The sequence below is a fragment of the uncultured Paraglaciecola sp. genome (assembly GCF_913020055.1).
Taxonomy (GTDB): Bacteria; Pseudomonadota; Gammaproteobacteria; order Enterobacterales; family Alteromonadaceae; genus Paraglaciecola.
In genome coordinates, this window is sequence record NZ_CAJWCF010000005.1 from 1 (window position 1) to 13,359 (window position 13,359).

The 13,359-nt window shown below is 39.5% G+C and carries 7 protein-coding genes; 4 read left to right on the top strand and 3 right to left on the bottom strand.

Annotated features, from left to right (window positions below):
• Window positions 1-61 precede the first annotated feature (61 nt).
• Window positions 62-193 carry a hypothetical protein gene (locus QZ488_RS01925; protein WP_293745948.1) on the bottom strand — a complete coding sequence of 44 codons (132 nt, stop codon included), beginning with the start codon at window positions 191-193 and terminating at the stop codon, window positions 62-64.
• A 369-nt stretch (window positions 194-562) separates the two neighbouring features.
• Between QZ488_RS01925 and ettA the strand changes: the two genes are divergently transcribed.
• Complete coding sequence (ettA, locus tag QZ488_RS01930; RefSeq protein ID WP_293745949.1) at window positions 563-2,230, top strand: energy-dependent translational throttle protein EttA; 1,668 nt, start codon at window positions 563-565, stop codon at window positions 2,228-2,230.
• A 510-nt stretch (window positions 2,231-2,740) separates the two neighbouring features.
• Window positions 2,741-6,403, top strand: a complete 3,663-nt coding sequence (locus QZ488_RS01935; RefSeq protein ID WP_293745950.1) for an Ig-like domain-containing protein — start codon at window positions 2,741-2,743, stop codon at window positions 6,401-6,403.
• 254 nt (window positions 6,404-6,657) lie between these two features.
• Here QZ488_RS01935 and radA read toward each other — a convergent pair whose 3' ends face one another.
• Entirely contained in the window at window positions 6,658-8,022 is a 1,365-nt protein-coding gene (radA, locus tag QZ488_RS01940; RefSeq protein ID WP_293745951.1) for a DNA repair protein RadA, read from the bottom strand.
• A gap of 165 nt (window positions 8,023-8,187) precedes the next feature.
• Between radA and QZ488_RS01945 the strand changes: the two genes are divergently transcribed.
• Both QZ488_RS01945 and QZ488_RS01950 read left to right on the top strand, forming a co-directional pair.
• Window positions 8,188-10,707, top strand: coding sequence for a PilZ domain-containing protein (locus tag QZ488_RS01945; RefSeq protein ID WP_293745952.1), 2,520 nt, complete (start codon window positions 8,188-8,190; stop codon window positions 10,705-10,707).
• Window positions 10,708-10,908: 201 nt separating this feature from the next.
• Window positions 10,909-12,531 (top strand): response regulator, encoded by a 1,623-nt coding sequence (locus tag QZ488_RS01950; protein WP_293745953.1) that lies wholly within the window; start codon window positions 10,909-10,911, stop codon window positions 12,529-12,531.
• 33 nt (window positions 12,532-12,564) lie between these two features.
• Here QZ488_RS01950 and QZ488_RS01955 read toward each other — a convergent pair whose 3' ends face one another.
• Window positions 12,565-13,317, bottom strand: a complete 753-nt coding sequence (locus QZ488_RS01955; protein WP_293745954.1) for an SDR family oxidoreductase — start codon at window positions 13,315-13,317, stop codon at window positions 12,565-12,567.
• Between the last annotated feature and the right edge of the window lie 42 nt (window positions 13,318-13,359).

Sequence of the window (13,359 nt, forward strand, 5' to 3'; positions counted from 1 at the left end):
TACGTGTTGTCATTATCTATCTCCAGTTAAGGCTATTATGTCTTAACTGGGGTGGTCGTATCTATTCAACCACGTCAAACATCTTTGCATAACTAGGTTGTACAGCAAAAACAAGTACATTAGGAGTAGGTGTCTCAGCAGAAAAACTTTTAAAAGCAATGAAAAATAATGCCCAGTATACAAATCGTTTCATTTATAAAACCTTGGTAATTAAATACATTGAAAAAGTTATCGAACAGGAAGTTAAAACCAATGAAACAATTGCCTATATAGATCCCATGAACAGGGTATCAAGCTTCATAAATTCAGTAAAATAAAATACGGCTTATAACTGAATATCAACACATATTTACCAACCTATAGGTAAACTTTATTTGTGTTACCGCTCCTGTCGCATCATTAGCACTAAGCATACTTTACGATTCAAAGAGACGATAAAAAAACAAAAATATTTTCAATATTTAAAATATCAAAACCTATTTAATTGTTACTCACCCATTTATACCTAGACGCGAGTGAATTACACTACTTATAATTAAACTCTAACCAAGAATAATAAATAATGGCGCAATACGTTTACAGCATGCTTCGTGTCGGTAAAGTGGTTCCACCCGGCAAACATATCTTAAAAAACATTTCTCTCAGCTTTTTCCCCGGTGCCAAAATCGGCGTGTTAGGTTTGAACGGTTCTGGTAAATCGACCTTACTCAGGATCATGGCCGGCATAGATACAGATATTGAAGGTGAAGCCATTCCTCAAACGGGATTAAAAATCGGCTATCTACCCCAAGAGCCTCAGCTTGATGAAAGTAAAGACGTAAGAGGCAACATCGAAGAAGCAGTAGCAGATGTAGCCCATGCGCTTAAACGTATCGATGAAGTTTATGCAGCCTACGCAGAAGAAAACGCGGACTTTGACGCCTTAGCTAAAGAGCAAGGTGAATTAGAAGCCATCATCCAAAGCAAGGATGGTCATAATCTCGACAATGCCTTAGAGCGAGCAGCCGATGCCCTACGTCTACCACCTTGGGATGCCGATGTAAGCAAACTTTCTGGGGGTGAACGTCGTCGAGTTGCACTATGTAAATTGTTACTCGAAAAACCTGAAATGTTATTACTCGACGAACCTACCAACCACTTGGATGCAGAATCAGTAGCTTGGTTAGAACGTTTTTTACATGACTATGAAGGCACAGTGGTCGCGATTACCCATGACAGGTATTTCCTCGATAACGTGGCTGGCTGGATATTGGAGCTTGACCGTGGCCAAGGTATTCCTTGGGAAGGTAACTATTCATCTTGGTTAGAACAAAAAGACGCACGTCTTGAGCAAGAAGAAAAAACCGAAAGCGCCAGACAGAAATCGATTAAAACCGAACTTGAATGGGTACGGTCGAACGCTAAAGGTCGTCAATCTAAAAGCAAAGCCCGTATGGCTAGGTTCGAAGAGCTCAATACAGGGGATTACCAAAAGCGTAATGAAACCAATGAGTTGTTTATCCCACCTGGTGAACGTTTAGGTGAAAAAGTCATTGAAGTGACAGGTCTTAAAAAATCCTATGGCGACCGAGTGTTAATTGACGACCTCTCGTTCAAAATGCCCAAAGGTGCCATTGTTGGCATTGTTGGTCCTAACGGTGCAGGTAAATCTACGTTATTTAGAATGCTCAGCGGCGATGAAAAGCCTGACGCAGGTAAAATTGACCTGGGTGAATCGGTACAATTAGCCAGTGTCGACCAGTTCCGCGATGATATGAATGACGACAATACAGTTTACAAAGAAATATCAGACGACTCAGATATTATCCGCATAGGCAACTTTGAATTAAACAGCCGTGCATATTGTGGACGTTTTAATTTTAAAGGATCGGATCAACAGAAGTTTATGAAAAACTTGTCTGGTGGTGAACGCAACCGGGTACATTTAGCTAAATTATTAAAAGCCGGTGGTAACGTATTACTGCTGGATGAGCCCACCAATGACTTGGATGTAGAAACCTTACGCGCCCTAGAAAATGCCATTTTGGAATTCCCTGGTTGTGCCATGGTGATTTCACATGACAGGTGGTTCTTAGACAGAATAGCGACGCATATAATGGACTATCGTGATGAAGGAAAAATCAATTTCTACGAAGGTAACTACACCGAATATGCCGCTTGGTTAAAAGCGACCTATGGTACAGATGTAGTTGAACCCCATAGGCTTAAGTATAAAAAGATTAGTAAATAACAACACAAGGGCGCATTTAGCGCCCTTGTCCTATGCAAAACTTAAGTATCAACGACAACCTACATACATCCAAAAGATAGTAAATCTGTGCATTGCAAACATTTTAGAGAAGAGTAGTTTTCTGAACTGAAGGTAGGCTTTAATAACACCCTTTCTGCAGCAGCTATACGAAATACAACAGCTGCATTTTTACATCAACACCTAAGTTCGTAAATTTTCTGCGATGCACTTTAACTACACCTCAATTGTATTTGAGTTTTTTAAATTAACTTAATAACAGAAATTTTTATACTGCTTTTCTTTTCCTTAAATGTAGAGTATCGATAATTATTTGAATTTTATTTACTTCACAAAATTGCAATTTGCAAATATATGCGCATTCAAGACAATAAATAAAAACAATCAGTTTACAAAGATGATTAAAACCGTGCAGTAATGGGCAATAAATAATACCATCAGTATCAATAAGTTTAGTAAAACCTTAAGTGATAAATATAGGATCAGTACAACATGTCAGGATTAAAAGACACTCATTTATTTCATTCACTTCTCAGCTATTTTTTCGTTGCTCTATTACTTTCAGGATGTGGTGGTGGCGACGACGGAGGTTCTACGCCTATTCCCACAACTCCCACAACTCCCACTTTAAGCTCATTGAGCATCACTCCTGTTGAGTCAACGCTAAAAAAATCAGAAACATTCCAATTAAGTGTGACAGGTACATACTCCAATAATTCAACTCAGAATCTAACATCTTCCGCTACTTGGACTGTTGCCGATGCAGCAGTGCTTGAAGTATCAAACACTGGTTTAATAACCACGCTAGAAGCTGGCACCACTACTGTGACGGCAACCTATGAAGGAAAATCGAATGAAATCAGTGTGTCGGTCAAAGCCTTAACCGATTTAGTGATTTCACCCGTCGTTATGACTTTGCTAATCGGTTCGTCTGAGCAGTTAAATGTAACGGGACAATATACAGATAATAGTAACGAAAATTTGGATAGTTTGGTCACTTGGGAATCCTCTGATCCCAGTGTCGCTAGTATCTCAACATCTGGCGTGTTGCTAGCGGTTTCTGCGGGTAGCACTTCAATAACCGCTAGTTTGCAGGGCGTCAGTAAAACATTTCAAGTCACGGTCAAAGCCTTAACCGACTTAGTGATTTCGCCCATAGTGATGACTTTGGTAATAGGTTCATCAGAGCAGTTAAATGTAACGGGACAATATACAGATAACAGTAACGAAAATTTGAACAGTTCGGTCACTTGGGAATCCTCTGATCCCAGTGTCGCTAGTATCTCAACATCTGGCGTGTTGCTAGCGATTTCTGAGGGTACCACTTCGATAACCGCTAGCTTTCAAGGAATCAGTGAAACATTACCAATCAGAGTGTTGCAAGATTTTGTCTCTTTGTCAGTCACAGAGGTTACCTCTCCCCTTAAAATAGCAGAAACATTTCAACTAATCGCAACTAGCACTCTGGCTAATGGTTCTAGCCAAGATTCAACATCATTGGCAAGCTGGTCAGTTGCCGACTCAGAAGTGTTAAATGTATCAGATACTGGTTTAGTAACAGCTTTATCGGCTGGCACTACTTCTGTAACTGCCACTTTCGAAGGATTGTCTACCCAACAAAACATTTCCGTAAAAGCCCTAACCGCATTAGCCATTTCACCCACAACTGTGACATTAGCGATTGCTTCTTCTCAACAATTAAGTTTGTCGGGTATATATTCTGATAACAGTAACGAAACATTGACTAATGGGATTACTTGGCAATCTTCCAACCCGAGTATCGCTAGTATCTCCAATACTGGGGTGGTGCTAGGAATTTCAGTGGGTACGGTTTCTATTACCGCTGGTGTTGGCGAGCTAAGTTCCAATTTGAATGTGACCATCTCTCCAGCAACACTGCAGTCTATAGTGGTTAGCTCCCCAATTATACAAATAGCAGCAGGTTTAACCTCGAATTTTTCAGCAAAAGGCATTTATTCCGATGGCACAGAGCAAGACTTAAGTAACCAAGTTGTTTGGAGTGTTTCGGACTCTACAATAGCTTCGATAAATTCTGAAACAGGTTTGCTAACGGCATTACAAACAGGTTCAGTCTCAGCCATTGCCAGCAAACAGGGACTAACTAGTTCTTTATCCATCTCCGTAAGTGCGGCAACTTTAACTGGAATAGCCATTACGCCTTCAGAGCTTTCCTTAGCCAAGGGCACAATTGAACCTATTACAGTAACAGCAACGTTTTCAGATAACACTAAACTAGATGTTGGTAGTCAAGTGGAGTGGACAAATTCGAATAATGAAATAGCAAGCATTGAAAGTGATCCATCAACCGTATCAGCCTTAATGCCAGGTTCAACAACGCTTACCGCTAGTCTTTCGGGTCAACAGGCAGAGTTATCAATTGATGTAACCGATGCTGAACTTGTTTCTCTTACATTGTCTCCAATTAACACATCAATTCCACTTGGTCAGTCTCAGCAATACTCTGCTCAAGGTACGTTTTCCGATGGCACAGTTCAGGACTTAACCTCTGAGGTTACCTGGTTATCAAGCAATCAAGACAAAGCGCTGATTAGCAACACCCAATCTTCTCCAGGTTTAGCTGACTCTGTTGCATTAGGCAGCACTTCACTCACTGCGGTTTTAGGAAGTATTCAACAAAACACCATGTTAACCATTAGTAATGCTGTACTAAGCAGTATTGAGATTCAGCCTACTAATCAAACAGTGGCAAAAGGTACCGATACGCAAATTAAGGCCCTTGGTCATTTTACCGATGGTTCACTAATCGATTTAACTTCACAAGTCTTATGGAGCTCTTCCAATACCAGCTCAGTAGACGTGCAATCTTCAAGTAACGGATCTGTCCTGATTCAAAATGAAGGTTCAGCTTTGATAAGCGCAGAGTTGCAGGGATTGGTTGGCTTAGGGCATATAACTGTCACATCAGCAACGTTACAGAGTATTTTCATCAATGCAGCACAAACTTCAGTGCCCAGCGGTATAACCCAACGTCTTATTGCAGTTGGAACATACTCTGATATGACTTCTAGAGATGTTAGCCAACAAGTGAGCTGGAAGAGTGATGATGTGCTAAAAGCCACTGTTGCAAATAACAATACAGAATCAGGTTTAGTAACAGCCATTAGCCCAGGTCAATTAACAATATCAGCCAACTTAGATCTGCTCACCGACCAAATTAATATTGATGTTACCGATGCAGAGTTGACTAGTATTCAAGTCAATAGTGCAAGCACTCAGGTTATAGTGCCGTCATCCATATTGGCCACAGCAATTGCGAATTTTTCTGATTCTTCCACCCTAGATGTGTCATCTCAAGTCAATTGGTTAAGTAGTGATACTAATATTGCTGAGGTAGGAAATTCATCAGCGGACAAAGGTCTAGTTAAAGCGCTGGCAGCGGGTAGCGTTAACATATCGGCGTCTATACTGGGTATTAATTCTTTACTCGTGCCCCTTGAAGTTTCTCTTGAGCCTAATTTACCCAAAGCCCTAAGTTTGACTGTGCAACCCAACTTTATATTAAATGATGACAATGATACTGCCCTAGTTAATCTGGTGTTAGTGCCTAATGCTGAAACTGGGGTAATAGCAGACGGTACTCCCATAACATTAACAATCAATGAAGGCACAACTAATCGAGATGAAGAATTAGTAACCACAAATGGCGCTGTGAGCTACTTGTTAAAATCTACCTATGATGGTTTTATTTCATTATCTGCCACAGCGAGTAATTATTCTGTAGGTGCTGGTGTGTCTAGTACTGATGAATTAACTGATGCTTTCTCTGTAATTGGTCAAGGGTCTGCAGTGTATGAGAATAATACGCTCAAAGCGGGCAGTGTTTTCTACTTGTTCGTCAAGAACTTGACTAATAGGGCGTTTATTGTTGAGCAAATAAATTTTGGCTATTTGGATCCGAATAATAATAATGCTTTCGTTAACTTTCCTGAGTCACCAATATCATCTGGTGCATTTGTAAGTAATGGGGATTTAACGGCTGGAGAATTTAATTATATTGGTTATGAATTAGAAAGCGATGTTGAAGCCAGTATATATGTGATTTCATACCTCCTCTATGATTCTCAAAGCGATAGTACTTTCAGGTTTGACAGTACATTTAATTTTGCACAATAAATATATTCAATAACTGAGTGTCTATAACTTGATTTTTCAAACTTAACATTGTAGCTAATAAGCAATGTTAAGTTTGAAATGTAAAAGCTAGTTTAGCTGCTATCGAATTAAGACCAACCTATCCTCCACAAGTAATTATAATTACTTTGCAAAGGCATTGGATACAATCAGCGCAACTATTAACAGCAGGTTCATCAAAGCTAGACGTAATTATCGTGATTTTGAACAGTATAAATTCCCCAACCTTAAGTTAATTAGATAGCCTCTAACGCCTCTGACAAGCGCGACACCCCTATAATTTCGATACCAGCAACCCGTTGTTTGGGTACATTAGCTTTTGGTACGATGGCCCGCTTAAAGCCATGTTTAGCTGCTTCACTTATTCTTTCTGACCCATTGGGAACAGGCCTTATTTCCCCCGATAACCCAACCTCACCAAAAGCAATTAACTCTTTATCTAACACCTTATTTTGAAAGCTCGAAACTATTGCCAGCAGCAAAGCCAAATCAGCGCTAGTTTCATTTACTTTAACCCCGCCTACTACATTGGCAAACACATCCTGATCATTCATTTGCACATTGCCATGTCTATGTAACACTGCCAATAACATCGCTAGTCGATTTTGGTCTAATCCTACTGCCACTCGTCTTGGATTAGCCATTTGCGAATAATCAACCAAGGCTTGAATTTCCACTAGCAAAGGCCGCGTCCCTTCCCACACAACCATAACGATACTACCTGGTGATTGTTGGTCATCACGACTAAGAAAAATGGCAGAAGGGTTACTGACTTCCTTCAATCCTTTTTCAGTCATAGCAAATACACCTAATTCATTCACCGCGCCAAAGCGGTTTTTTTGACTTCTCAAAGTCCGATATCTGCTATCACTTTCTCCTTCAAGCATCATTGAACAATCAATACAATGTTCTAGTACCTTTGGACCTGCCAAACTGCCATCTTTGGTCACATGCCCAACTAAAAACATTGCGATATGATGTTGTTTGGCAAATCGCGTTAAATAGGCGGCACTTTCGCGCACTTGCGAGACACTGCCGGGAGCTGACTGTACATCGGGTACTTGCATGACCTGAATGGAATCAATCACCATTAACTCTGGTTTGTGCTGTAAAGCGAGATCACAAATCACTTCTATATTGGTCTCGGCCAGCAATTTTAGTTTGTCATTAGGTAATCCAAGTCTCTGGGCCCGCATAGCCACTTGTTGCAATGATTCCTCACCCGTCACATACAGTGCGTTTTTATTGTTCGCCATTTGACACATAACTTGTAGCAACATGGTACTTTTACCCGCGCCAGGGGAGCCACCAATTAATATGGCCGCCCCGGGCACTATGCCGCCCCCTAAAACTCTATCAAGTTCTTTGTAGCCCGATGCAAATCGAGGTAATGCTTGTAAATCAATGTTAGCTAAAGATTCAACTTTGGCTTGAGTTTGGCCGGAATACCCACCGGTATTTCGACCACTTGAATTACTAGTCGAAGACACGGCAAATTCAGTGATAGTATTCCAAGTGTTGCAATCGTTACATTGTCCTTGCCAACGGGGGTATTCCGCCCCACAGTCGGAACATACATAAGCAGTTTTACGTTTAGCCATATTAATCGTTATCTTTTTTCATTTTGAGTTGGTATTCATGATGTGATTATCGTATTTTACATTAAGGCAATATGCTCTATAAATCATAGTTTTAGCTTTTTTGCCGATAACTGTTACAACAAACGCAAAAGCACATAACAATATTAGTGAGTTTACCCTGAATTCATGAGCCAAGATTTAGAAGAATACCACGACATCATTGAAGAACTTAAGCCAATGATCAATGAGCCTGAGTTTAATCAGGTATTGAATCAGGTTGCTTCAGATATCCCAAAGCAAAAACGTTTTTTGTTAAAGATGGAACTGATGCGCCTAGCTCGCCCGTGTATCCGTCTAATAGACTTACGCGGCTTGGTCGATGGCAAATGCAGAATTTATGAACATCAAGGTAAAGAGCACTCATTAGATGATGTAGCGATTGAAACCTTTGAACGCCAAGTTCGTATTTTTGGTGAATACACCATTGGTGTATATGAAGCAGTGACGAATACCGAAAATAATTTTCGGGTCATGTACAAAAAAGAGCAACAAGCAGCGAAAGTCAATCGAAACAAGCCTGAAGTAATCAAGGCAAAAATTGAAAATTTTCAAGCTCCGCTTATTCAATTTGGTACTTTTGCCCAAAGAGGCGAAGAAAGAATGAATTTTTCAGTAAACATAGAAATGTTTACTGAAATGAACAAAAGTATTCAAGCGACTACCATCGACGTATCAGTAAACGGACTAAAAGTTAAAGCCAACAAAGAACATTTGTTCAAACCTGGCGATCGCCTTACTGTGCAATTTCGTGGTTTAGAAAAAGAATATTTGCTCGATAAGCGCCAAGGCGTAGCTTACATAATTAGTAGTGTTGAACGTATTAAAGAAGATCAAAGATTAAACCTCAAACGTCAATTTGATATCCCCTTCCCTTCTTTTGATAAGTTTTTTGAACGTTTTATTCACGGTAATAAACGTCGCTATAAAGTCAATTTAGACAATACAATCACCGCTATTCAAAACAAAACTTACGAGCAATATTATATTCCTAATTTTGCTTCAATACCGGTATTTATCGAACAAGTAGACAACCAATACATACCCAAATATGCCTTAGCGAATGACTGTAACAGGGAAGAAATTCAGTATTGGGCAAATGAATTACAGGACTTGAAAATTGGTTATTTATTAACTGAAGAACGCATAAAACATGGACTTTCCCTGGCCAATGGCCAACAAGAAATGTTTATTTTTGTGTTTAATCATATTAAAAATGAAAAAGTCTATTTTTACTCGGCCACACACGCTGAGTTAAATGCTAAACCTGAACTAAAAAAATTATTTTTAGGCTTTGGTTCACGTAAAGCCAGTTGGAGAGTATACAAATTACAGTTTACCCAAGTAGACCCAGAACAAAGTTATCGTCCTCTGTCTATTGGTAACTCCATTAATGACAAAGTCAAAAGACAAAACCAAAAGCCCTCCCCACGTTTGATGTCGAGATTAAAGAACATTAAACATGTCGCATTACTAACCAATATTACAGATGACATCAGTACAGAACACTATCAAAAATTTAAAATAAAGCGTGAGCAGTTGGCTCAACTTAAAGTATTTGGACATCCTCGAAATAAACCGCCGGCAATAGTTACTGTGTATCGGTTCAAATACTTTAATCAACGTAGAGAAACACGATTTTTACTTCGTACCGCAGTACAAGTCAGCATTGACAATGTGATATTTGAAGGGCATACCGAAGATATATCAGCCCAAGGGTTAAAAATAGAGTTAGACAAATTTTTTCATCAAAACGATAAAGCTAAAATAACCCTAACCTTTCCACAACTTCAATCGGTAACAACAAAGTATGAATTGTCAGACTTACCCTATGTGGTTAGAAATGTGTCTAAAGATCGGCATGTAGTACATTTACAAAATTTTGTTACCAAAGAAAGCAATGTTGCTAGACGTTTTTTTGAAGCATTAATTAAATCTAATCGTTCAAAACTAAGAGCTTATCGAGACGAAGAGGAAGTTTCTGGCATAGGTGAAGCACTGCGCAACATTTATTCGCATAATGTGATTAACGTGGCATATTTTTTACGCAAAGACAGTGTTGAATTTGTGCCCGATGCGGTCGCAACATCATCAACCAGTAATAGGTTGACACAGCTCTTGAGCTTTCAAGCAAAACCCGGTCAGTTCAATCTATACCCACTTTATCGAAATGTTAAAATACGTCACGATTTTATCAATCTCACTTTGGCTAAAATCAAACCCAATGACCGCCCTGAAATGCGCGAGTTGTATATTGCATTTGATCCCGGTAAAGACGCAATAGGCGACGCAATCACCAGCTATTTTGCTGAGCAGTTTACTAAGCCAGAAAAACGTAGACAGTTTATCGCCCAAGCGTTACAAAATGGTCAATTTATTGCCGTAAAAGTTTTTCTCGGACGCACCGGAAGACCCGACTTTGAAACTATGCAGTCAGAACTCAACTATGTGAGTGTGTACGCGGTTCATAAAGCGAAATCCCTAGAGGAGCAACTATGGAATGTATCTGCAATGGGCGACATTATTGATGTCACTGACGAAGTGTTAAGACGTTTTGAGTTTGCTGAGGGCGAAATATTAGTCAATCAAAAACCGCCCAAAACCCATAAAATAAAACAAGTAGGCATTGAACAATTGCTTAAAGCCTAATATCCATCAATCTAGGCTTCTAAGCATCTAGAGAGAGTTAAAAACAATCCATTCACAAAGGCGTATTGAAAGCTCCAAGGATAGGAATAATGACTCCATTTTTTTCAGCCTTAACAAATTCGCATTATTTCTGCGTTTAGGCCTTATTATTTTAGTTACAAATACGATAACCTTTATGCATATTAGAAATATTGGCAACCAATGAATTCACAACTGGCTAAAAATACCAAAGTACTTATCGTAGACGATCAAGTCTTAGCTAAGGGATATATGAAATATTCCTTAGAGGAGTTGGGGTTTAGCGATATTACTTATGTGGATAAAATTAACCTCGCTTTGACCACGCTAAGAAGTCAGCGTTTTGATTTAATCATTTGTTCCTACAACTTAAAACGCGAACAAGATGGTTATTATTTTTATGATGAAATTAAAACCAACGGTGAGCTGCCCTTAAGCACCGCATTTGTGTTTATTAGTGCGGATACCAATTCTGACTTAGTACAAAGTATTATTGAATTACAACCCGACGATTTTTTAGCAAAACCTTTTACCGTCAAAGATTTAGATCGAAGACTAAGCCGAGTATTGGCCCGTAAAAAAGCCTTAAATGATGTCTACCTGTGTATTGAAAAAAATCAATATGTGCGGGCATTATCAGAGGTGGAATTATTCTTAGGTAATCCAAAACATTCAGAATTTTTTCCTTTGGCGTTAAAAATTAAAGGCGAAATGCTCACTGCCAGCGGCAACTTTCAACAGGCCAAAGACTTCTATTTAGCCATTTTAAAGGTACAAACTTTTACCTGGGCACAACTAGGGTTAGTAAACAGTTACTTACGCCTGAATGAAGATGAGTCAGCAGAAAAGTTAGTCCTACGTTTGGCCTTCAAGCCAGACTCACAGCTTGCCGCATATGACTTGTTAACTGCATTGCAGATTAAACAAAATGATTTTGAAACCGCACTTGAATGCGTAATGATGGCCACTGACATTTCTCCAAGGAGTATTCGTCGGCATAAAACAGCCATGGACTTATCCCGTATTACTCATGATTATGAAACCCAATTTGAAGCAGCAAAAAAGATTGTTCGATTCGCTAAAAACTCTATTCATGATAAACCCGAAAATTATTTGAATGTAGCCAGATCGGGTATCGACTATGCGATGACAACCGAGCCTAAAGATACCGAACGCTTAATCAAACAAGCAAATGAATACGTTAGACAGCTTAAGCAGGCGTTCCCCAAAGCAGACGTTCAAGAACAAATGAAAGTGATCAATGCTCGTTTATTATATCTCGAGGATGAAAAAGACAACGCGTTGGCATTACTAAATATGCTCGACGAAGACAGTTGGGACAACGAAGGCGTAGACGCCTTATTAGATAAATCCAAAATATTTCATGATGTAGGTTTACATGAACGCTCACAAGCGGTGCTAAATCAAATAGAAGAACGCTGTAAAGGTAATTCAGAGCATAGTGAAATATTTATGCACTACATCACTCAAGAAAAAGAAGAGAAGTCTGCGATTAAATTTAGTTCAAAAGACCTAAATAACACCGCAGTAAGGTACTTTCAAAAAGGTGATATTGACAATGCGATGCAGGTATTTACTCAAGCATTCACTATCATGCCCAAAAACACCTCAATTGCCCTTAATCTGTTGCAGGCTATTTCATCTAAAGCTGCGAAAGCAGGTGTAGCGGCTGTCTCTGCTCCTATGTTGAAACGATGTATTAAAACCATTGAAAACAGTGAGTTGGATGAAGCGCAGCAGGAAAGGTATCACAAAATTCGCACTAGCCTCGACGCAATGGAATAGTTTTACATTGGGTTAAATATTTTTATTAGGCATTCACAAGCCACCAGCAATATCGACCAAACTGCCGGTAACGAACGAAGATTTTTCTGATGCAAGCCAATATATAGTCTCAGCTACTTCAGTAGGTTCACCACCTCTTTGCATGGGTATTTTAGTTTTAAGCCTGTCGATACGGTTTGGCTCGCCCCCCGAAGCATGAATGTCAGTGTGAATAAGACCCGGCCTTACAGCATTAACCCGAATACCTTCTGCAGCCACTTCCATTGCCAAGCCTTTGGTTAAACTATCAATTGCACCTTTTGAAGCGGCATAATCAACATACTCATAAGGAGAGCCAGTTTTTGCCGCAGCAGATGAAACATTGACTATCGCCCCACCTACACCGCCATATTTGTTAGACATACGTTTAACAGCTTGTTTTGAACACAAAAAGCAACTCATGACGTTGGTATTCAACACTTGGCCAAATCGTTGCTCGTCGATTTCATCGAACCGACACTGAGCTTTTAATATGCCAACATTGTTAACCAGCACTGACAAACAACCTAGTTCTTTATCAACTATATCGAATAGACGTTGCACTTCGCTAGATTTTGCAACATCGGCTTTAACCGTGATACATTTTGCTGTGTATTGCAGTATTTCATTTTTTAGTTGTTCAGCAGCAATGTCACTGGTCATGAAATTAATACATACCGCATAACCATTTTGCGCAAAAAGTTTAGCTGTAGCTGCGCCAATTCCTCGGCTGGCACCTGTAATAATAACTACCTTATCCGTTGTCATATTGATTCCCATTAATTTAGGCTCTTACTTAATGAACAAATT